This window comes from uncultured Alcanivorax sp. (assembly GCF_947258575.1).
Taxonomy (GTDB): domain Bacteria; phylum Pseudomonadota; class Gammaproteobacteria; order Pseudomonadales; family Alcanivoracaceae; genus Alcanivorax.
Genome location: NZ_CAMYIV010000003.1, coordinates 197,025 through 218,450, shown reverse-complemented (window position 1 = coordinate 218,450; position 21,426 = coordinate 197,025). Strand labels below are relative to the sequence as shown.

The following is a 21,426-nucleotide window of genomic DNA, read 5'->3' as shown; positions in this document are numbered from 1 at the left end:
TTGAGAGAATCATCTGTTGAGAGAATAAGAAGATGGCAGAACTGCTGATCATTATTGGGGTAAGTGGCTTCATCATCAGCACCCTTGGCCTGATGCACGAGGCGGGTAGCCGGGGACACAGTGCCTTGTTTTTCCTGTTACCCCTGGCAAGCCTGGGTCAGGTGCAGCAGCACTGGGAAGAATATCGCTGGTGGGCGCTGGGGCGAGTAGCGTCTTTGCTGACGGCGGCGGTAGGGGTAGCGCTGTTTCTGGCAACCGGGCAGAGCCCGCTGGAACAGGCTCCCCGACAAAACCTGGCGGGGCAGGCGGGCCAGGTTTTGCGGGGCGATAATATGGCCACCAGTACTGCATTTGTGACTTCTGAGGAGGCCGCGCTGCTGGTTGTAGAAGGTCAGGGAAAAGCCCTGTCTGGCCGTTTGCATGGAAAAAAATTCCGTTATGACCGGGTGGCGCTGATAGACGGAGTCCTGACAGCCAGCCAGGGAAAAGGCTTCCTGCCGGAACTGGAAGTACGCGTTCTTCTGGGTTGGGACCCTGAAGCAATCACCGAGCGCCGTTCAATGCTGGTGAACCCATCCGATGAAGGGGCCCCGGTGGTGCATTTGTCCTGGAAACCGGAGGGGCAGGACTATCCGGAAACCCGCATTTTCTCCGGTGGCTACCGTCTGGAGCTGGCGTTGGCACCGCTGGATACTGATCAGCTTTCTGGTTCCATGGTGCTGGTCATGCCGGACAGCTTTAAAAGCTATCTGGTCGGTGACTTCACGGCGTATTCCAATCATCTTCGCTATCGTAATGGCAATGTGGATTTGCATTTTGACCACGATGACACCCTCGCCTATGTGGCAGAGGAGTATCTGGCGACCCAGTTCCCGGAAGGGATGCTGGAATCCGTGCAGGCGGAGCATGTGCAGCTGCGTCGCGCCGAGGCCACTGGGCAGGTAATGTCCCAGGTAGTCTTGACCAGCGGTGCGGTGGAACAACGGCATGTGCGCCTGGAGAAGAGCGAAGTGGGTTGGGCCGTGGTCCCGGGCTCAATGGAAACACGGGTGATTACTCCGCCGCGGGAGGGCAGCGCAACCCTGAGATCCCCCGTTTTCGAAACGTCGCCCTCAGAACAGGTACAGGCCGTGCCGCCCGTGGAGAAGACCTTTCCGGAGCTTGTTGCCTATATGGACAGAAAGGTACTGCTGGAAACTCGCAGTGGCCGTGAGCTGGAAGGGGTGCTGCGCCGTGTCAGCGGAGACCGCTTATGGCTGGTCATGAATGTGGGTAGCGGTAATGTGGAGCGCAGTGTGTCCGCAGAGGAGCTCAAATCACTGACGTTGTCCAATGGGCAACGGGTTGATCTGGTATCAGAAGGCGACGGCAACGGGGAGGCGGAGGTTGTCTACGACAATGACCCTCGGGTTGAACAACCGTCGCAGCAGGTCAGTAAGGCAGAGGAGCCTGTTGAGGAAATTTCTGCGAAACTGAAGGAGCTCCGTGCCCTGGTGGGTAAATCCGTCACTATCACCGCCAGTGGCGTCGCCACCCGTACAGGAATTTTGCAGGCGGTCACCGAGGATCATTTGACCTTGAGTGTGGCGATGGGAGCAGGCAACATCGAATACTTCTATGACATGAACAGCATTCAAAAGGTTGAGGCAGCACGTTGAAGATACTGATTACCGGAGGCAGTGGATTTATTGGCCAGCACCTATGCCGGAGACTGGCGGCCCATGGGCACGATCTTGTTGTGCTCAGTCGTCGTCCGAGACGGGTCGCCAAGCTGTTGCCGGAGGAAACCCGTATCGTGTCGTCCCTGGATGATATTGCCGATGATGATCCTATCGACGGCATTATCAACCTGGCCGGCGAAAGCCTGTTTGCCGGGCGCTGGACGGAGCGTCGCAAAAAGGTGCTGTTTGATTCCCGTATAGGTGTTACCCAGGGTCTGGTGGCACTGGTCTCCAGATTGCAACGCAAGCCGGCGGTGATGGTGTCCGGCTCTGCGGTGGGCTTCTACGGGGATGCCGGTAATGCGGAGCTGACGGAAGACAGCTCTGCCCGCAAGCGTGATTTCGGTTACTTGCTCTGCGATGCCTGGGAGCAATCGGCACGGCCAGTGTCCCGGCAGGGAGTGCGGTTGTGTCTGGTGCGCACCGGTATTGTGTTGGGCCGTGATGGCGGCATGCTTGGCAAGCTGCTACCGGTTTACCGGCTCGGGTTTGGTGCCATGCTCGGCGATGGTAGTCAGTGGTTGAGCTGGATCCACATCGACGACATGGTGGCGATTCTGGTCCGGGCTGTGGAAACCCCGGGGATTGATGGAGTGTTCAATGCCACGGCACCGGCACCTGTTACCCAGCGTGAGTTCCATCGATCCCTGGCAAGTGCGGTCAAGCGTCCGGCTTTTCTGCGAGTGCCCTCAGTGGCCCTGCGAGCCGGCCTGGGCGAGCAGTCAGAGATCCTGTTGGGCGGGCAGCGGGTCTACCCACGGCGCCTGGAACAACAGGGTTTCGTGTTCCGCTTTCCGGATCTGAGATCGGCCCTGGCTCATCAGATCAAGCGCTGATCCCTGTTCCCCCTTGAAAAAAACACGGCTGCCCCTATTACTCCCGGGTGATTAAACCCAGAGGAGTCAGCCGTGTCTGCAGAAAAACAAACCCATGGTTTTCAGGCGGAAGTATCCCGCCTGCTGCACCTGATGATTCATTCCCTGTATAGCAACCGGGAAATCTTTCTTCGTGAATTAATCTCCAACGCGTCCGATGCCTGCGACAAGCTGCGTTTCAAGGCACTGGATGAGCCGTCGTTACTGGAGTCAGGGAACGACCCGGCCATCAGCCTGCGGATAGACAAGGAAGCGGGCACCCTCACCATCGCCGATAACGGCATTGGCATGAACGAGGAAGAGGTGATCGAGAACCTGGGCACCATCGCCCGTTCCGGCACCGAAAAATTCCTCGCTTCGCTCAGTGGTGATCAGAAAAAGGACGCCCAGCTGATCGGTCAGTTTGGTGTGGGTTTCTATTCCGCATTCATTGTCGCGGATAGGGTAACTGTGGAAAGCCGCAAGGCCGGTACCGATGTCTCCGCCGGTGTACGCTGGGAAAGCGATGGCCAGGGTGAGTTTACCGTGGAGACCATTGACCGGACAGAGCAGGGCACGGCGGTGATTCTGCATCTGCGCAAGGATGCCGGGGAGTTTCTGGATGACTTCAAGGTGCGTCAGGTGGTGAACCAGTATTCGGATCACGTCGCCTTTCCGATCACGCTTGTCACCCCGGCAGACGGCGACGAGGAGGAAAAAACAGAAACCCTCAATTCCGCCACGGCCCTCTGGCAGCGGCCCCGTCAGGAGATCAGTGACGAGGAATATCAGAATTTCTACAAGCATATCAGCCACGATTTTCAGGATGCGCTGAGTTGGAGTCACAACAAGGTTGAGGGCAAGCTGGAATATACCAGCCTGCTTTACATACCGGCCCGGGCACCTTTTGATCTGTATCACCGTGAAGCCAATCGTGGTCTTAAGCTCTATGTGCAGCGTGTCTTTATCATGGACGATGCGCAGCAGTTTCTGCCCCAGTACCTGCGTTTTATCAAGGGTGTGATTGATGCCCCGAACTTGCCTCTGAACGTAAGCCGCGAGCTGTTGCAGGACTATGGCCCGGTACAGAAAATCCGTGCAGCGCTGACCAAACGGGTGCTGCAGATGCTCAAGAAATTGGGCAATGATGAGGAAAAATACGCCACCTTCTGGTCCCAGTTTGGTCAGGTGATCAAGGAAGGTATCGGCGAAGACCGGGACAATCAGGAAGCGGTTGCCGCCCTGTTGCGCTTTGCCAGTAGCAATCAGCCGGGGAAGGTGGCCACGTCGCTGGATCAGTACCTGGAGAACAAGCCGGCTGACCAGGACAAGATTTATTATCTGTTGGCTGACAGTCCGTCAGCGGCAGAGAACAGCCCCCATCTGGAAGTCTTCCGCAAGAAGGGCATCGAGGTGCTGTTGCTCAGCGATCCGGTGGACGAGTGGATGGTCAGCTACCTGGATAGCTACAAGGATGTGAAGCTGGTCAATGCGGCTCGTGGCGAGCTGGACCTGGGTGAAGAGACAGACAAGGCTGATAACGATAATCCGCTGATTGGCCGTCTTGGCAGCATACTGGCAGAACGGGTAGAAACTGTGCGGGCGACCTCCCGTCTGGTGGATTCCCCGGCGTGTCTGGTGTTGGCCGAAGATCAGTTGGGACCACAGATGCGCCGCATGCTGGAAGCGGCAGGGCAACCGGCGCCGGAGAATAAGCCGGTGCTGGAAGTGAATCTGAGCCACGGTTTGTTGCAGGCGTTGGCCGGGATGGAAGAGGGCGATCGGTTCGACGACCTGGCCGCGCTGCTGCTCGATCAGGCTATGTTGGCAGAAGGGCAGTTGCCTAAAGATCCGGCGGCCACCGCGCGACGCCTGCAGGAAATGCTGGTGAAGGCAGTGAACAGTTAACAGCGACCCGATCAGGGTAGCTTATTTCCAACCGCAAGAGGCCGCGCCCAGGATATGGGCGCGGCCTCTTGCGGTTCTGATATGACAATAATTCTCCGTGCAGCGGTTAACGATTCACGGTTCACTGTTAACTGCTCTGCCGCGTTGTATCCCTGACGGGGGGCGCTTATGATGCCTCAAAAGCTGCTATACAAGGCGTTCCGTATGGAGCAGGAAAGACATAACGCAACAATTCTGGGCGGTGGCAGTTTTGGCACCGCCATGGCCAGCATTTTGGCCGCCAATGGCCACCGGGTGAATATCTGGGTGCGTGACCCGGAAACAGCTGCGGCGATCAATCTGGATCGGGAAAACAGCCGCTATCTGCCCGGTGCTGAATTGCCTGCGGGAGTGAATGCCACAGACAGTCTGGAAGAGGCACTGGATCAGGCATCCCTGGTGTTTGTGGCGATTCCCAGCAAGGCGTTTGTGGACGTTCTTCGTCAGGCCAGGGAATGGGTGCCAGCTGGCACCATGGTGATCAGCTGTACCAAGGGGATTTATTCCGAAGGCTTTCTGCTGATGAGCGAAGTGTTGCAGCAGGAGTGGCCGCACGCCCGTATCGGTGCGCTCAGTGGCCCTAATCTGGCCAAGGAAATCGTCGAGCAGAAATTTAGCGGCACCGTGGTAGCCAGCCCCGATGAGGAGTTGTGCCAGGTGGTGCAGACGGCACTTAGCTGCGATTACTTCCGCGTCTATGACAACCCGGACGTCTACGGCGTGGAACTGGGCGGTGCCCTGAAAAATATTTACGCGGTGGCCTCCGGCATGGCCGCGGCCATCGGAGTGGGTGAAAACAGCCGCAGCTTCATGATTACCCGTTCCCTGGCGGAAATGAGCCGTTTTGCGGTGGAGTTGGGTGCCAACCCGATGACATTCCTGGGACTGTCCGGGGTGGGGGATCTGATCGCCACCTGTAGTTCGTCGTTGTCGCGCAACTATCAGGTGGGCTTCCAGCTAGGCCAGGGGAAGAGCCTTGAGGAGGCGGTGGAAAGCCTGGGGCAAACGGCTGAAGGTATCAACACTATCAAGCTGGTGGCGGACAAGGCCGCGGAGCTGGACGTCTATATGCCCCTGGCTACGGCCCTGTATCAGATCGTTTACCATGGCCAGCCGCTGGAGCTGGTTATCCAGCAGTTGATGAGCGGGGAATACAAGCACGATGTGGAATTCCAGCTCGCTGGAGCCAGTGCATGAAGCTTTATCTCAGCCGCCACGGTCAGGCTGTTTCCCGGGCTCCTACCGATGCGCAGCGCCCATTGACCGAGACGGGCAGGGCGGCGCTGCTTGCCCACTGGCAAGGCATGCGGGACAGCGGAATCGCCGTATCGGCGCTGATCGCAAGCCCTTTTGTGCGCGCCCAGCAGACCGCAGATTGTATCGATCAGGTCTATGGTGGCTTGCCCCGACAAACCTGCGAGCAACTAGTGCCGGATGCCAACCCGCAAGCGCTTTTTGACTGGTTGCTTGCCAACCCGCCCGCAGATAACGCCGTGCTGGTGAGTCATATGCCGTTGGTGGCCCAGTTGACCGCAAGCTGGACCGGTTCGGTCGAGCGTATTGGTTTCAATGTGGGGACCGTGGCCTGTCTGGATGTGGAGGTGGCCGCTGCAGCCGGTGCCCGCCTGTTGTGGTTACGCAGCCCTGGCGAGGCCGTTTCTGGCCGCTAATCCGGAAAACCCTACCCTTGATAACGCGTTGCGTACCTTTCGCCGATAGGCGCTGGTCAGGTTGTTTGCGATTGCCCTAACCTGACCTTGATGACACTGGAACGCATGGCAGACTCCTGAACGGTGTCATCGGTACCACCCTAAGGGGGGGAATGTGATGTCTCCTTGCATCACATCAACTTAGGCAGATCCTCGAGCACCAACCTATGTTGGTGCTTTTTTTATGTCTGTTATTCGGCGATCGCTATCCCGGCAGAAACCCTGTTTTCACAGTGAGTTCGCGAGGGGTAATGACACGGTTTTACTTTGTGAAATTGTGGATACTGGGTTTTAACTGGATTCAGAATCCGGTTCCCAGGCTAACCGTTCAATGGGCTGACCATCGGCGGCCACCAGGTTGAGCAGAATTGGCAGACCACCGAGAAATTCCAGCCCCTCTGACTGACGAAGCTCTTTGAGATACTGCTTTACCCGGCCACTGATCCACGGGTGCAGGGTCGCCTTGATGGTGACACCCTTGCAGCGCGAGCCCCTTTGCCGGTGCCAGTCCTGCAGAGCAGAGCGCAGTACCGGAAAGTGGGACTGGAACTGCTCGAAGTCGTCGGCCACCAGATAAATGTCGTACTGGTAGAGATTGCCTCGCCAGCTCATTCCTGCCTTGGTTTCCTTGAGCCGCAGCCGTGGTGCCAGGGTACCGTTGATGCCGGCTTCCCGTGGGCGGTAGCGGGCCCGTTCACGGGTGTAATGCTCCGGGGATTCCAGGTGGTCGAGGGCGTCAACCAGAGCGGCGCCGCTTTCCGGGCGATCTGCCGGGGCCTTGGCCAGCAACTGGCGCAGCAATGGCTGATAATGGCGGAGTGTGACAGGCAACAAGGGTATCGGCTCACGCAGGTGGGCCAAGGCCATAGTGCTGGCATCGTCGCCCTGATAGGGCGGCTGGCCAGTGAGCATTTCGTAGAACACACAGCCCAGGGAATAAAGGTCGGATTGTGGTGTCAGCGGCTGGGAGCGGTGCTGTTCCGGGCTCATGTATTTGGGGGTGCCCATGACGCTGTTAGTGCCGGTGACGCTGGTATCGCTCAGCATGTTGGCGGCGATGCCGAAGTCCATCAACAGCGCAGACCCGTCGGCACGGAACAACACATTGTCCGGCTTTACGTCCCGGTGGATGAAGCCATGCAAGCCGGCGTAGTCCAGGGCGCCGGCCAATTGCCGCAGCACGTTTTCTGCGTCCCTGGGCTCCATGCCATCGCGAATGCGTTGTTTCAGGCTGCCCCCGGTCACGTACTCCATACTCAGGTAATAGTAACCCTCGTGCTCGCCGACGTCGTACACCGGTACGATATGGGGATGATTGAGGCTGGCCACAGTGCGGGCTTCCTGCATAAAGCGTTCGGCAAAGCGTGGTTCCAGGGCGAGGGAGGGGGTGAGTATCTTGATCGCAACCTGACGCTCAAAGGAATGCTGGGTGGCGAGAAAGACATGCGCCATGCCGCCCTTGCCAAGGCGTTCGGTAATACGGTATCCGGGAAGTCTGATGGGCATGCTGTTATCGAGGTCGTCCTGACCGATTATTGTTGTCGGGCCCGGTGGGCATTTACTCGGGCGGTTCACCGTAAAGCGCCTTCATTTCGGCTTCTGAGCGACGGGCCTGGGCCAGTTTCGCTTCCAGTCGCTTCTTCTGTTGATCGAGGCTGAGGAAGAAGCTGACCTTGCTCTGCAACAGTTGCGGATCAATGGGCTTGAACAGATAGTCTACGGCACCACTGCGATAACCTTGTTGCACAAAGCGGGTTTCTTTCGAGATCGCAGTCACAAAAATGATAGGCACATTCTGGGTGCGCTGATGGGAGCGCATGATGCCGGCTACTTCGAAACCGTCCATTTCCGGCATTTGAACGTCCAGCAGGACCAGGGCGTAATCTTCCTTGAGGAGCTTGGCCAGGGCCGCATTGCCGCTGGTCACGCTGTCCAGATCACAGTCCATGTCTTCCAGTACCACCTCGAGTGCTACCAGATTCTGTGGCGTGTCATCCACCAGCAGGATACGGGAGCGAGGTAGCTGCAAATTGTCGTCACTGGAGTCGGCAGTGGTACTCATGATGTGATCCGGTTGGCGTAGTCGCTGAGACTTTAGTCTTACTCGATGTTATCAACTTTTTTCGGGGCCGTCTTGCTCTTCCAGCTTCCATTGTTGCACGGCCATCTGCGCTTTTACCTGTTCCAGCACATCCAGCAAGGTGTCGCGGATCAGCTGGTCGAGCTGCTCGCCTTCTCCCTTGGCGGCACCGATCAGATCGTGGAGAAGTTGCTCCAGCTGGGGTCGGTTGGCGGGTGACGCCAGGTCATCCACCAATTGATCCACGAAAGCGGTACCGGTCTCGCGCACGGCGTCGCCGAGCAGGGCGATAGCCCGTGGCCCGGCCACGGGGATGGCCGCCAGGCGTTTACCGGCCTGGGTGCGGGTGAGCGATTCGTCGGTCAGGTGGGCGAAATATTCCGCCAGTTGATCGCGATACTGGCCGTGGCTTTTCTGGGTGGCGTCGGCGATCCGGGTAGCGATAAAACTCACCAGCTTCTCCTGACGCGGTGCCAGTACCTGGGTTTCGATACGATGCAGTAGCGGGCTGCCGCCACCGATCTCTCGCTGGGCACCGCTTAATACATTGATCACCACCCGGTCGGAGACTTCCTCTACCACGATGCCGTAATACTTGAGGATAGTCTGGCCCAGCCAGGTTTGTGACAGGTCGATAATGCCCATGCGCTGCAGACGCATGACCAGGCCAACCACACGTAGAATCCGCAACCAGCGGAAACTGCCCACCGGAATACAGCCGAGCAGGTCATACCAGTGGGCAAAGGGGTAGAAGAACCACCGGTGGTAGGTGCTACGGGCAATGGCGACAATCCAGCGGATCACGAACTCGGTCAGGTAGACAGCGACGAAACAGAGGTCATAAAACAGAAAATTGCTGTGGATGGTATCCCGGTAGAAGGCATGGAATGCCGGCGTCATATCGGCCAGAAACCCTTGTACCGGCGGCACCTGGAAAAGCCAGTCGAACAGGATCAGGCCAAGGTTGAGGATGACCAGGGCAATCATCAACAGATCGATAACAAAACCGACCGTGTCCAGATTGAGCTTTAGCTTTTCCGGGTGCAGTTTGATCTTCATGGCTTAGCCGCGAAACCTGGCCCATACTGGGCAGTGGTCGGACGGTTTTTCCATGCCGCGCAGGTCATAGTCCACGCCGGTGGTATCGAGCTTTTCCAGCAGCGGGGCTGTGGCCAGTACGGTATCGATGCGCAGGCCCCGGCGTGGCTCGCGCTCGAAGCCACGGGAGCGGTAGTCAAACCAGGAAAAGATGTCATCAGTGTCTGGATTCTGGTGCCGGAAGGTATCGGTTAGCCCCCAGTCGATCAGGCGTTGCCACCATTCCCGTTCTTCCGGCAGAAAGCTGGTTTTGCCTTCGCGCAGCCAGCGTTTGCGATTGGCTTCGCCGATGCCGATGTCGAGATCGGTGGAGGAAATATTGAAATCTCCCATGACGGCCACCTGCTGGTCGGGTTGCTGGTGGTTATCCAGGTAGCTCTGCAGATCCTGATAAAACTTTTCCTTGGCAGGAAATTTCAGCGGGTGCTCGCGGTTTTCGCCCTGGGGAAAATAGCCGTTGAGAACGGTGATGGCAGAGCCATCGGTATGACGCAGGGTGCCGATGATCATGCGTCGCTGGGCGTCTTCATCATCGGTGGGAAAGCCGTACTGAACCGATTCCAGCGGTTCGCGGGTAATCAGTGCCACGCCATAGTGGCCTTTCTGGCCAAAATAGTAGGGGTGGTAGCCCATGTCACGAACCGCCTGCTCGGGAAACTCCGGGTCATGGACCTTGGTTTCCTGCAGGCCGATCAGAGCCGGCTGATATTTATCGATGACTGCCTGCAACTGGTGCAAACGGGCGCGAATACCATTGATGTTGAATGAAATCAGGGTCATGGAGCCTCCTTTGTGCGGGCATTGTACACCAACAAAAGATGACCTAGCGGTTCATCCGGAATGCTCTGTAACAGTTCGCGTCGCCAAAGTGCCCAGCTCTGTGTTGAGAAAGCTTGAATTAGCCCACTAGTCCTGCGCTTTCTCGCCTTGATCTGAACACTTTGGTTTTGCTCCTTTGTCACACAGCTTCCCGAATGAACCACTGGCAGACCACTCTGTGGCGTTATCGGACATGGTCCGGGGTGAACAGTTGCGGCTATCATGTCTCTTTTGTTTTCGTGCCCAATTCAGGGAGACACCATGTCAGCAATTTCTGCCGGTCGCCAGACGCTGGTCTTTGCCCACGCCAACGGCATTCCCGGCCATAGCTATGACACCTTTCTGGCGCCCCTGGCGGACGAGTTCGATGTCATCATCATTGACCGTCTGGGCCACAACCCGGCTTACCCGGTGGATGCGGACTGGCACAGCCTCAGCCTGGAGCTGGAAGCCAGGCTCGAATCCCTGCCCAAGCCGCTGGTTGGAGCCGGACATTCGCTGGGGTCGGTCGTCATGTACCTGGTGGCGCAACGGCGCCCGCAATGGTTTTCCGCGCTGATCATGCTGGACCCGCCAATGATGAATGGTTGGCACGGAGTGATGATGCACGCCGCGAAGCTGACCGGCATGATTGACCGCGTGACACCGGCGGGCAAGAGCAAGGGGCGGCTGGATTACTGGCCGAACTGGGACGCCGTGGAGAGCTACTTTTCCTCACGCGGCCTGTTCAGGGCCTTTGATCCACGTTGCCTGGCAGATTATCTGCGCGCGGGTCTGGAGCCCTGGGAGGGCGGCTGGCGATTGCGTTTTCGCCCGGAGGTGGAAGTGGATATTTTTCGGCATACGCCCACGGCCGCCACACGCATGCCCAGGCTGAAAGTGCCGGGGGCGATTATTACCGGCAAGGGGTCGCCGTCCCCGTTTCTCGATAGCGCACGCCGCCATGTGCGCCGCCACGGCATGCTTCACCGCCTTGCTGATGGGTCGCACATGTATCCACTGGAGAAGCCTGAACAGACCCTGGCCCTGTTCCGCGAAACCCTGCAAACGCTGCAACAGGGGGAGGCGAGTTAATGGCCGCAAAAGAGAAACAATTTCACGTTTTCGGACAGACCCTGGCCGCCCTCAGCTGGGACGGTGAGGGCGAGCCGGTGTTGGCTCTGCATGGCTGGCTGGACAATGCCGCTTCCTATATTCCGCTGGCAGCGCAATGGCAACGTCCCATGGTGGCGCTGGATTTTTCCGGCCATGGTCATTCCGATCATCGCCCGGACGGTGTGGTAACCCACCTGGTGGATCATGTGCGTGATGTGCTGGCGGTGGCAGATCAGCTCGGCTGGCAACGCTTTACACTGGTTGGCCACTCAATGGGGGCGGGGATTGCCTGCCTGTTTGCGGCAGCGTTTCCGGATCGGGTCTCCCGGCTGGTCCTGATTGAAGGATTGGGCCCGCCCAGCACGCCCGGTAAGGACGTGGCCAGCACCTTGCGCAAGGCGCTGGATGACATGATGGCGCTGGCAGACAAGCGTAAGCCGGTGTACGCGGACATTGCCGACGCGGTTGAGGCACGCACCCGCGGTTTCGGTGGCCTCAGCCGTGAGGCGTCTGCGTTGCTGAGTGAGCGTGGCCTGATGCCGGTGAACGATGGCTGGACCTGGCGGGCGGACAGCCGCCTGCGGCTGACCTCGTCGTTGCGGCTCACTGAAGAACAGGTGGAGGGCTTTGTTCGTGCCATTCAGGCACCGGTTTGCCTGATTCTCGGTGAGCAGGGCATGGGCGGCAACGGCATGTTCGATCACCGACTGGACTGGTTGCCGGACGCCACCGTGGTGCGGTTAGCGGGGCGGCATCATTTGCATATGGAAGCGCCGGAGGCCGTGGCAGAGGCAATGAATACCTTTCTTGATGGCAATAACCGCTGACTGACCAAAAGCACCAGACCTGCCCGGGCCAGTGCCTGAAAGGGTCATGTATTGCCTTGCTCAGGCTCGCTAAGCTTCAGAAAAAATGTATTCAAGGAGCGCGTTACGATGAAAGTGGTTGAGGTAGCCTCGCTGACCGATTACGTAGGCAAGGAACTGGGAGCCTCCGACTGGTTCCAGATAAATCAGGACAGGATTGACGCTTTTGCTGACGCGACCCTGGATCATCAGTTCATTCATGTGGATCCGGATCAGGCCAAGAACACCCCTTTCGGCACCACCATTGCACACGGTTATCTGACTCTGTCTCTGCTGCCTTATCTGCAAGCTTCCATTGATGGGTTCTTGATGCCCAAAGGCATGAAAATGGCCATGAATTACGGCTTCGACAAGCTGCGATTCATGGCGCCGGTAAAACAGGGAAAGCGGGTTCGAGCGGTGGCCACCTTGCTGGATGCCACAGAAAAGCGGGAAGGGCAGTGGTTGCTGAAATTCGCCTTTACTGTGGAAATCGAAGGAGAGGATAAGCCGGCACTGGTTGCCGAATGGTTGCTGATGTACTTCGTTTGAGACAAATAGCGCCATAAAGAGCCTGTTGAGAGAATCACAAGGTCTCCTGGTCAGGTCTGTCGTTTTGTGCACGGCAGGCCTGTTTTTTTATCGCACATCTTGCTCTTCAGAGATAACCGCCATGAGCCTTGAAAGTTCGGGTTCTACACAAGGTTGATCAAATAAGCTGCTGATTTGGCTCAAGTTGAGTTGTTGTGCTGGCCGTTATTGCTGCTGGCAAAATACCGCATTTCGACGTACTGTACGGGGGAACTTTCGTATTAGAGCGAATTTGTCATCACCCCGTATCAGGGCTTCCCAATGTTGCACCGTCCCCGACAATGGCTTCGCCGTCTGGTAGATAACCGTTCTGCCATCCGACGTGATCTTCGCCTTAGCCTGACCCATGCAGCGGATATTCCCCGCATGGTTCTGCCATTGGGCCGGGAGCCAGGTGTTCGCTCGGAACTGGCCTGGTCATCCTACTCCAGCCGTGGTGAGGCCCTGTTCTCGCTCTTGCAGTTGCTGGTGCCGGCCACCCGGGAATCCATCAGCCAGGGCACCCTGGTCTGCCATCCTCCGCGGGCCACCCATGAAGCGCGCTCTTCGCGCTGGTTCTTCATCAATGGCATGGGAACGGCCGGGCCAGTGGCACTGCTCAATGCCAGCGAGATCGCACGGATTTTTCGCCGCCCTGTGCACCTGATTCATACCCCTACCTGGGGACTGATCCGCGATCTGGCCGAGTCGATTACCGCACGCACCCTTCGCAAGGACGGCAAGCTGTCGCGCCCGGCGTTGAATATCCTGATGGAAGCGCTTGAAAATAATGATCAGGTGGTACTGGTCTGCCATTCCCAGGGCACCATTGTGGCCAGCTATATCGTGCGCAAGCTGTTACGTCACCCGAGCGCCCGGCAGCTGGTCAAAAAGCTGGAAATCTATTGTATCGGTGGGGTGGCTGATAGCCTGGAAATCGATCCGCAGCTTACGCTTGCGGCCGGTCACCCGGTGCCCTATGTGGAACACTTTGCCAACGGGCGTGATTATTTGGCGCAGATCGGCATCCTTTCCCATCTGGACAGCACCGCCGGCACCGTCTATTGCCTGGCCGACCGCCCCGGGCATCTTCTCAACGAACATTATTTACCTGCCATTGCGCGCGGGGATTTTTGTCAGCGTAGCTCCCGGCTTTACGGGTATGTGCGAGGGCGAGAGCCCGGCCCGAAAGGGGCGCTGTCCGTGGTAAAAAAGGGAATGAAGCCACATGGATAACAAAAACAAGCCGGTGTTGTTGTTTGTCGATGACTCGAAGGTGATGCGTCTTGCCGCAGACAAAATGCTGGGCAGGGAATTCCGTGTGGAAGTCGCGGAAAACGGCGTCGAAGCCTGGGAAATGATCTGCCACAACCCGACCATCAGCGTGGTCTTTTCCGACCTGGCCATGCCGGAAATGGATGGCTTTACGTTACTGAAAAAAATACGCACCAGTGAGGATGACGGCATTGCCGGCCTGCCGGTGATCATCGTTACCGGTGCCGAGAACGATGAGGAAACACGCAGCGAAGCCCTGCGTCTGGGCGGCACCGACTTCATCAGCAAACCGTTCAATTCCACCGATCTTCTGGCCCGTGCTCGTGCCCATGCCCACTACCAGCGTGAGCGCAAGGAGCTGGCTCGCCAGGCCATGATCGATCCGCTCACCCGACTGGGTAACCGTCGTTATCTGCAGCATCGCCTGCGCCAGGAGCTGGCGCTGGCCAGTCGTCAGCAGATCCCGTTATCGGTTGTGCAACTGGAGATTTACCAATTCAATCAACTTTTCGTACAGCTCGGTAAACGCAGAACCGATATGGTGCTGATGAAAATGGCGCAATTGATGCGGGGAGTGGTACGCAAGGAGGATTCGCTGGCAAGAAGCAGCGTAGCCCAATTTACCATTCTGCTGCCCAGTGCCGGTGCCAATGGCGCCCAGCGTTTTGTCGAGCGGGCGTTGAAGGTCAGCGAAAAGCTGGCGTTTCAATTTCGCGGCCAGGCACAGCAATTGCCGCTGTCGGTGGTCATTCATACGCCCACCGCGCATACCGGCCTGATGCCCCGCCAGGTACAGGCGGTATTGGATGAACAGATGAGCAAGGCGCGGCTGGCCGGGCCAGGGGCGGTGGTCAGAGATGGCCCCGATGAGCCTCTGGCCACCGCCCAGGCGGCGCCCTCGATAACCATAGAGCAGGCACTCACCCTGTTGCGGGCAGGCAAGCCCCGTGTGGTGGTGAATGCATTGCCGGAATTGAAACGCCAGCTGGCGCCCCTGTTGAAATTGATTAAGCAGACGCCGGCGGGTCAGGAGACAGCATGAAGGTAATGGTTGACCGGGAATTTCCCGTCGGCGTGGACCGGCTTTATGAGATTCTCACCAGCAAGGCTTATTTCGAACAACGGTTCGAATGGGGCAAAGTAAATGACTACAGTTTCCAGGCCTTCCAGGAGACGGGAGAAGGTCTGCTGATACAGATCGTGCAGCCGATACAGATTCGCACCGACAAGGTGCCGTCATTTGCGCGGCGTTTGCTGCCCAGTCAGGCTGACCTGTTGACGGAATTCCTGTGGCAAGCCACCGGCCGGGCGGGTTGCTATCAGGCCCGCTATCGCTTTCAACTTGGCAATGTGCCGATGAAAATCAGTGGCACCATGCGGCTCGAGGCCGACGGTGAGTCCCAGTCCATCCAGCAAACCCAGGTGGAAATTACCTCATCGGTTCCCCTGGTGGGCAGGAAACTGGTGGATCTGGTAGCGCCGAAAATCGACGATGCTCTGGCAGGCGATTACCGGCATACGCTGCGTTACGTAGAGCAGTTTGCCTGATGTGGCTGTAATAGTTTTTACCACAGAGGGCACAGGGAACACTGAGTGAAAATCGAGCTATGACTGCGATGTTATCGCGGGCAAAGTGGAAAGCGGCGAGGGACGGGCAGGGCTGTTGATCTTTCTCAGTGCCCCCTGTGCCCTCTGTGGTGAAACCAGTCTTTCGCTCTTAACGCCGATACCTCGCCCCTAACTCCCGCAAGGCTCGCTCCCAGCGCTTTCTGAACCAGCGTTTGCGGCGCCATTTGGCCCGGGTATAGCCGGAGGCGATGTGCAGAGCGTTATCACTGTCCAGGGCATTCAGGATTTGCTGGCTGAGCTCCTCTCGGCTGACCGGGCTGCGAGCAATCTTGCGCTGGAAGCGGGCGTCGCTAAGCGGGTCGGTGGCGCACAGGCTGCTGGCCTGCTCCTGATACAGGGGGATCACCAGGGTGGTCACCCTGATACAACTACTGTGCAACTCACTGTGCAGGCTTTCTCCCAGGGCCACGATGGCGGCGCTGGCAGCGCTCTGGGCGCTAGCCAAAGGCCCTGGCAGGATGCCGTATTCCGGCACCACATTGAGAATCCGGCCCCCTTGTTCCTGGCGGTGCATGGCGCTGATCGCGCTCTGGCACAAGTTCACCGTATCCATTAGTTGCTCGTCCAGCACCCGCTGCCAGTGTGCTGTCTGGGTCGCCTCGAAAGGGCCGAGGGTCAGTGGTGCGGGCAAGCTGATCACGGTATCCAACTGTTGCCAGCGACGTAGCACTCGTTCTACACCCCGTTGACGGTCGCGGGCACTGCCGGGAAGACAATCCAGAAAAAGGGCTTCTCGACCAGCGCCGTGCAGGTTGGCACACAGCTGGTTTCCGAGCTGCCCATCAGCGTCTGCCAGGGCCACCCGAAAATGCTCGGCAGCGTCACTGACCAGGGCCTGACCAAGTTCGGAGCAGGCATTGCTGATAAGCAGGGTAGGCTGATGTTTCAAGGGATCTCCGGGAAATAATCACTGAAAGTGAACAGGTGTTGACTTTCTATTCTTGTGAGTTAACATGTGTTCACTAAAACAATTTAAGAGGAGCGTTTCCCATGACTACTATCTCTCGTATCAGTAAAGACATTTTCGCTCTGGTTGTGGCTGTTCTGTTCACCGTGCTGATGGTAGCCGGTCTGGCCGATCAGGGGAAAAATCTGTTCCCGGCCATGCTGGCGTTTGCCGCCATGGTGCCGGTCGTTGGCAGTGCGGCGGTGGCCATCAAGCGTGACTGGGACAACCGCGACCATCACCTGTCAGTTTGACCTTGCCCGGCGTGGGCGCTTGCCGCCTGCGCCATTCTCTCTGCGTCGGCTACCGGCCTCTGCAACACCTGTTCTTCCCCTTCGCTGCGTGCCAGCACCACGGTGACCACACTGTCGCCCCAGACGTTGACCGCGGTGCGGAACATGTCCAGTAGCCGGTCGGTGACCAGAATCAGGCCGATGGCTTCCGCCGGTAGACCGATGGCGGCCAGTATTACGGTGATTGCCACCAGGGAAGCGGCCGGAATACTGGCCACGCCGATGGAGGTGAGCACTGCGGTTATCACGATCATGAATTGTGTTGCCAGGGACAGGTCCATGCCATAGGCCTGGGCGATAAACATGGCTGCCACGCACTCATAGAGAGCGGTGCCGTCCATGTTGACGGTAGCCCCCAGTGGCAGCACGAAGCTGCTGCTCCGTTGTGATACCCCGGCACGGTTCTGCACGCATTCCATGGTCAACGGCAGGGTAGCTGCGGAGCTGGCCGAGGAAAAAGCGGTGAGCAGGGCCGGTGTCATGGCCTGGATGTGCCGAAACGGTGAGCGTCGGGCCAGGAAAAACACCAGTGCCGGCATAAAAACAAAGGCATGCAGGGTGAGTGCGACGACCACCGAAACGAAAAACCAGGCCAGCGGCTCAATGGCATCAAGGCCGGTGCGGGTCACCGTGGCGGCAATCAGGGCGAACACCCCCAACGGTGTGAAGCGAATAACCAGCATGGTGATTTTCATCACCACCTGATAAATCCCCTCAATCAGATCACGCAGACTGCGGCCGGCATCATTACGCTCGGTACGTAGAAAATAGCCGAACAACAGGGCGAACACGATAAGGCCAAGCATTTGCCCATCGGCAGCGGCAGCAATCAGGTTGGGAGGCAGCATCTGCATCAGGATCTGGGTGAAATCCCCGGCGCCTCGCCCTTCGATGCCGGCCAGCACGGCCTCGGTATCACTGGCCAGGCCCAGTAGGTCTCGGGCCGGTTGGCCGTCGATCACTCCGGGGCTGAACAGATTGACGACAATCAGCCCGATGGTCACCGCGACCACGGTGGTGGTCATGTACAGAGCCACCGTCTTCAGTCCCATGCGCCCCAGGTTCTTGCCATCCCCGACGCTGGTCATGCCGTTGATGATGGCGGTGACAATCAGGGGCACGACCACCATTTTCAAGCCATTGATGAACAGACTGCCCACCAGGTCGTAACCGGCCAATACCGGTACTCCGAACAAGGTGCTGGTCTCAGCGGTCAGACTGCCGACAAGGGCGCCGGCCAACATGGCAATAAAGATCTGGTGATGCAGTTTCATGGTCGTCCCTATCGGCTGTTGTTATGACTCAACGCGCGAACAGGGTTACAAGACTACCTGATCCTCTCTGGTGTCACATGGCTGAAATGGCAGGAAAATGTCACAGCAGCTGGCGCAGGGCGGCCGGATTAGGCGCCGTGCGCAGACTTTCCTGGTAAGCCGCTTTCAGGTGCTGGTCCGCTTCCACCGGGCCAAGGCGTTCGCAGAGGAGTACATAGGTCCGATTCAGTTGATCGCGCAGGGCGTTCAGGGCCAGCGGTGCCAGGGGGCGTTCCGGAGCTTGCAACCAGTATTCCATGGTCAGGCGAATTTCCGCGCCGATCTCGTTGCTGCGAAGCTGGGCCGCCAGGTCCAGGCGTAACTGGCTGGCGGCCCGGGCACCGATGCCTTGCCACAGCGCGCGCATGATCAGCTCGAAAGCCTGGCTGCAGGGGTGTTCCCGGGCGGGATTGTCATCGCTTTCGGCCAGCGGATCGTCGGCCAGTTCCTGTTCCGACAGAGTCATGGCCTGCACCAGGCTCATATGGATCTGATGCCGGCGCTCACCCAGGTCGAACAACTGGCACAGCTCACTGACAAAACCCTGCAGGGAAAAACGAGGGCGTTCGGCATAGGTTTGTTGCCAGAGGCTGATTGCCTCCAGCAGCAGAGGTTCGTTCATGTAGGGCGTTAGCCCGGTGGCGATGGCACGCCGACGACGTTGAAGTTCCTGGCTCATGGACGAGACTCCGCCGAGCGGGTCAGTTCACTGTTGTAGAGCGTGTTCTGGGGGAACTCCGGATAGCCGCTTTCCGCATGTTCGCTCAGGTCCAGGCCACGTTGTTCATGCAGGGCCGGTGCCCGCAGGCCAGTGAGTAGCGACACCAGCATGTACATCACCAGGGCAGTGAAGAAGGCCCAGCCAAATGCCACCACGATGCCCAGCAGCTGCACGGTAATCCGTTCCGGGTTGAACAGGTCGCCATCATAGAACAGGCCAGCGGCCAGGGTGCCCCAGGCACCGGCGAAGGCATGTACCGGCACCGCGCCGACCACATCATCGAGACGCAACGCCAGCAACATTCTCGCCCCGAAAGCTGCCAGCGCGCCGGCGACCAGGCCGGTGAGGACAGCAAAGCCAGGGGTCATCACGGCGCAGCCGGCGGTGACTGCCACCAGACCAGCCAGGCTGCCGTTAACGGTTTCCGTCAACAGAATCGGTCGGCGGCTGACCATGCGGTAGATCACGCTGCCCACCGCGCCGGCGGCGGCGGCAAGTTGGGTATTCAGGTTCACCTTGGCAATATCCACGCTGGCAGCCAGGGTGGAGCCGCCATTGAAACCGAACCAGCCGAACCAGAGGATAAAACCACCCAGGGCCACGTAGGACAGGTTATGCCCCGGGATGGTACGGGGCTGGCCGTGACGGTCAAAGCGGCCCAGTCGTGGGCCAACCACCAACACGCCGGCCAGGGCGCACCAGCCGCCGATGCTGTGCACCACCGTAGAACCGGCAAAATCAATAAAGCCGAGTTTGGCCAGCCAACCCTCACTGTTCCAGGCCCAGTGGCCGTAGAGCGGATAGATCAGCCCGGTAATGACAATGGCCCCGCACAGGTAGCCAACGTAACGGGTGCGTTCTGCCATGGCGCCGGAGGCGATGGTAGCGGCGGTGGCAGCAAACATGATCTGGAACAGCAGCATGGCCCAGGTGCTGCCGTCGGCGTGGCTGAGCATGAACTGGTCTTCACCAAACCAGCCGGTGCTACTGGTGCCGAACATCACGCCAAACCCCACAGCCCAGAACACCAGGGTGCCCACGCACAAGTCCATGTAGTTTTTCATCACCACGTTAAGTGCATTCTTGGCGCGGCTCATGCCACTTTCCAGCAGGGCGAAGCCCGCTTGCATGAAGAACACCAGGGCGGCAGCCACGGCAATCCAGACCGTATCAACGGCACTGAGCGAATCCGCCCTGGCCAGGCCGGGGAGAAGCAGTAAGGCAAACCAGGGTAAGCGGCGCTGTGGCATGGTATGAACCCCATTCGTGAGTAGTGACGAAGAGGCAATTGCAACCGTTGTGCCAAGCCGGTGAGAGAGGGTATCCGCGGTGATGTCGTGCTTTTTTCGTATCTGCCTGCGCGGTTTTGGGGCGAAGTCTTGCAATGGTGCGGCACTGTGCACCGCACTGGTTCGCTTGCCTGTCAGGCGCTGATGTTTTCCGGCATACAGAGCTGCTGGACTCGCTGAAACTGACGTTCGGTGACTTTCTGTACCGACAGGCGAGGGCGAACAACCAGTTCCATATCAGCAAATTCAGCGTACTGACGAAGGGTTTTCAGCGACAGGGGTTGCGGATAGGTACACAGATAACGGATATCCACCTGATACCAGCGTGGTTGTTCGCGGCTGCTGCGCTTGTCGAACCCGGCTGAGTCTTCTTCAAACTGGCTGGGGTCCGGGTAGGGGGCACTGACCACGCAGGCTTCGCCGACAATGGCCGGTTGCGCGCAACTGGAGTGATAGATCAGCACGCAATCACCTTCGTGCATCTCGTCGCGCAGACGATTGCGCGCCTGGTAATTGCGCACGCCGTCCCAGCCGCTGGTGCCGTCAGTGCAGGCACGCAGGTCATCAATGGAAAAGGTGTCGGGTTCGGTTTTCAGTAACCAGATCGCGCTCACTGTTCCTCCCGGGGGTGATTTTCCTGCAGGCATGCCTTGGCCTGTGCCAGGCTGCCACACACGTAGACCGGGAATTGTGGTTTGTTCAGGGACAGCATCATGTTGGCAAAGGTACGGTTGAGGACACTTTCCAGCACCAATACCTTGGCCTCAGTAATCTGCTCGAAGTCTTCACCGCAGGCGTACCGGGCAGCGGTAAAGTCCAGCCCGCAGATGCGACCTACATAGATCGCAAGCTGTTTGCGCTGACGATTCATGTTGAACAGGGTCAGTCGCTGGCGATAGATCGACAATTCCACACGCATGTCCACCAGGGTGCCGTTTTTCAGATCCACCAGGGTGAAGGGGCCGTCTTGTGACACCGTAGCTGCAGTCATGCTTAACCTTTCATCTCGGGCTGTTGGCAAGCCTCTTGTGTTCTCAGCGTGCGCTGCAGGCTGCGCCTTTATGCTCTGTGAGTGCTGCCGGGGCATTCAGGGTAGCCCGCAGTTTATACGCAATCCTGTTGTCGCTGAAATGATGGCACTTGATTCTGTCATGTCGATATTGCGGCTAACTGACACCATTTCCAGGATAACGAGCATACCTGTCTCCTGGCCAACAAGTTA

General features: G+C 58.3%; 22 protein-coding genes. 12 read left to right on the top strand and 10 right to left on the bottom strand.

What is annotated here, in order from left to right:
* Positions 1–32: 32 nt before the first annotated feature.
* The 5 genes from Q0Y02_RS03260 (at position 33) to sixA (ending at position 6,192) form a co-directional block, all read left to right on the top strand.
* The gene (locus Q0Y02_RS03260) at positions 33–1,658 is read left to right on the top strand and encodes a hypothetical protein (protein WP_297764346.1); all 1,626 of its coding nucleotides are present in this window, start codon (positions 33–35) and stop codon (positions 1,656–1,658) included.
* Positions 1,655–2,557 (top strand): TIGR01777 family oxidoreductase, encoded by a 903-nt coding sequence (locus Q0Y02_RS03255; RefSeq protein WP_297764343.1) that lies wholly within the window; start codon positions 1,655–1,657, stop codon positions 2,555–2,557. Before Q0Y02_RS03260 ends, Q0Y02_RS03255 begins: the two co-directional genes overlap by 4 nt.
* Before the next feature lie 72 nt (positions 2,558–2,629).
* A complete protein-coding gene (gene htpG / locus Q0Y02_RS03250) occupies positions 2,630–4,483 on the top strand; it encodes a molecular chaperone HtpG (RefSeq protein WP_297764341.1) in 1,854 nt (617 codons plus the stop codon).
* Between the two features lie 204 nt (positions 4,484–4,687).
* Positions 4,688–5,719 carry an NAD(P)H-dependent glycerol-3-phosphate dehydrogenase gene (locus tag Q0Y02_RS03245; RefSeq protein ID WP_297764432.1) on the top strand — a complete coding sequence of 344 codons (1,032 nt, stop codon included), beginning with the start codon at positions 4,688–4,690 and terminating at the stop codon, positions 5,717–5,719.
* On the top strand, positions 5,716–6,192 hold the full coding sequence (gene sixA / locus Q0Y02_RS03240) for a phosphohistidine phosphatase SixA (RefSeq protein ID WP_035244101.1): 477 nt from the start codon (positions 5,716–5,718) through the stop codon (positions 6,190–6,192). The genes Q0Y02_RS03245 and sixA overlap by 4 nt, the downstream gene beginning before the upstream one ends.
* Positions 6,193–6,522: 330 nt before the next feature.
* Here the strand turns inward: sixA and Q0Y02_RS03235 are convergent, their stop codons facing one another.
* Genes Q0Y02_RS03235 through xthA form a run of 4 tightly spaced genes read right to left on the bottom strand, consistent with a single transcriptional unit; the run spans position 6,523 to position 10,189 of the window.
* The gene (locus Q0Y02_RS03235) at positions 6,523–7,737 is read right to left on the bottom strand and encodes a serine/threonine-protein kinase (protein ID WP_297764338.1); all 1,215 of its coding nucleotides are present in this window, start codon (positions 7,735–7,737) and stop codon (positions 6,523–6,525) included.
* A gap of 52 nt (positions 7,738–7,789) precedes the next feature.
* A complete protein-coding gene (locus Q0Y02_RS03230; RefSeq protein WP_035244105.1) occupies positions 7,790–8,293 on the bottom strand; it encodes a response regulator in 504 nt (167 codons plus the stop codon).
* Positions 8,294–8,344: 51 nt separating this feature from the next.
* Complete coding sequence (locus tag Q0Y02_RS03225; protein ID WP_297764334.1) at positions 8,345–9,370, bottom strand: ion transporter; 1,026 nt, start codon at positions 9,368–9,370, stop codon at positions 8,345–8,347.
* Between the two features lie 3 nt (positions 9,371–9,373).
* Positions 9,374–10,189 carry an exodeoxyribonuclease III gene (xthA, locus tag Q0Y02_RS03220; protein ID WP_297764332.1) on the bottom strand — a complete coding sequence of 272 codons (816 nt, stop codon included), beginning with the start codon at positions 10,187–10,189 and terminating at the stop codon, positions 9,374–9,376.
* 300 nt (positions 10,190–10,489) lie between these two features.
* Here xthA and Q0Y02_RS03215 point away from each other — a divergent pair, with 300 nt between their 5' ends.
* The 6 genes from Q0Y02_RS03215 to Q0Y02_RS03190 all read left to right on the top strand — a co-directional run bounded on the left by Q0Y02_RS03215 (position 10,490) and on the right by Q0Y02_RS03190 (position 15,561).
* The gene (locus Q0Y02_RS03215; RefSeq protein ID WP_297764330.1) at positions 10,490–11,302 is read left to right on the top strand and encodes an alpha/beta hydrolase; all 813 of its coding nucleotides are present in this window, start codon (positions 10,490–10,492) and stop codon (positions 11,300–11,302) included.
* Positions 11,302–12,150, top strand: a complete 849-nt coding sequence (locus Q0Y02_RS03210; protein WP_297764328.1) for an alpha/beta hydrolase — start codon at positions 11,302–11,304, stop codon at positions 12,148–12,150. Before Q0Y02_RS03215 ends, Q0Y02_RS03210 begins: the two co-directional genes overlap by 1 nt.
* Positions 12,151–12,258: 108 nt before the next feature.
* On the top strand, positions 12,259–12,720 hold the full coding sequence (locus tag Q0Y02_RS03205; RefSeq protein WP_297764325.1) for a MaoC family dehydratase: 462 nt from the start codon (positions 12,259–12,261) through the stop codon (positions 12,718–12,720).
* A 300-nt stretch (positions 12,721–13,020) separates the two neighbouring features.
* Entirely contained in the window at positions 13,021–13,974 is a 954-nt protein-coding gene (locus Q0Y02_RS03200; RefSeq protein WP_297764322.1) for a hypothetical protein, read from the top strand.
* The gene (locus tag Q0Y02_RS03195; RefSeq protein WP_297764319.1) at positions 13,967–15,055 is read left to right on the top strand and encodes a diguanylate cyclase; all 1,089 of its coding nucleotides are present in this window, start codon (positions 13,967–13,969) and stop codon (positions 15,053–15,055) included. Before Q0Y02_RS03200 ends, Q0Y02_RS03195 begins: the two co-directional genes overlap by 8 nt.
* Entirely contained in the window at positions 15,052–15,561 is a 510-nt protein-coding gene (locus Q0Y02_RS03190; protein WP_297764316.1) for a DUF2505 domain-containing protein, read from the top strand. The genes Q0Y02_RS03195 and Q0Y02_RS03190 overlap by 4 nt, the downstream gene beginning before the upstream one ends.
* Before the next feature lie 169 nt (positions 15,562–15,730).
* Here the strand turns inward: Q0Y02_RS03190 and Q0Y02_RS03185 are convergent, their stop codons facing one another.
* Positions 15,731–16,531: an SDR family NAD(P)-dependent oxidoreductase gene (locus Q0Y02_RS03185; protein ID WP_297764313.1), complete on the bottom strand. Its 801-nt coding sequence runs from the start codon at positions 16,529–16,531 to the stop codon at positions 15,731–15,733.
* Between the two features lie 101 nt (positions 16,532–16,632).
* Here Q0Y02_RS03185 and Q0Y02_RS03180 point away from each other — a divergent pair, with 101 nt between their 5' ends.
* Positions 16,633–16,842 carry a hypothetical protein gene (locus Q0Y02_RS03180; protein ID WP_297764310.1) on the top strand — a complete coding sequence of 70 codons (210 nt, stop codon included), beginning with the start codon at positions 16,633–16,635 and terminating at the stop codon, positions 16,840–16,842.
* Here the strand turns inward: Q0Y02_RS03180 and Q0Y02_RS03175 are convergent.
* The 5 genes from Q0Y02_RS03175 to Q0Y02_RS03155 form a co-directional block, all read right to left on the bottom strand.
* On the bottom strand, positions 16,827–18,155 hold the full coding sequence (locus Q0Y02_RS03175; RefSeq protein WP_297764307.1) for a dicarboxylate/amino acid:cation symporter: 1,329 nt from the start codon (positions 18,153–18,155) through the stop codon (positions 16,827–16,829). The genes Q0Y02_RS03180 and Q0Y02_RS03175 overlap by 16 nt on opposite strands.
* 100 nt (positions 18,156–18,255) lie before the next feature.
* Positions 18,256–18,873 (bottom strand): hypothetical protein, encoded by a 618-nt coding sequence (locus Q0Y02_RS03170; RefSeq protein ID WP_297764304.1) that lies wholly within the window; start codon positions 18,871–18,873, stop codon positions 18,256–18,258.
* Complete coding sequence (locus Q0Y02_RS03165) at positions 18,870–20,165, bottom strand: ammonium transporter (RefSeq protein WP_272974625.1); 1,296 nt, start codon at positions 20,163–20,165, stop codon at positions 18,870–18,872. The genes Q0Y02_RS03170 and Q0Y02_RS03165 overlap by 4 nt, the downstream gene beginning before the upstream one ends.
* A gap of 173 nt (positions 20,166–20,338) precedes the next feature.
* Positions 20,339–20,818 carry an EVE domain-containing protein gene (locus tag Q0Y02_RS03160; RefSeq protein ID WP_297764298.1) on the bottom strand — a complete coding sequence of 160 codons (480 nt, stop codon included), beginning with the start codon at positions 20,816–20,818 and terminating at the stop codon, positions 20,339–20,341.
* A complete protein-coding gene (locus tag Q0Y02_RS03155; protein WP_297764296.1) occupies positions 20,815–21,195 on the bottom strand; it encodes a hypothetical protein in 381 nt (126 codons plus the stop codon). Before Q0Y02_RS03155 ends, Q0Y02_RS03160 begins: the two co-directional genes overlap by 4 nt.
* Positions 21,196–21,426 lie beyond the last annotated feature (231 nt).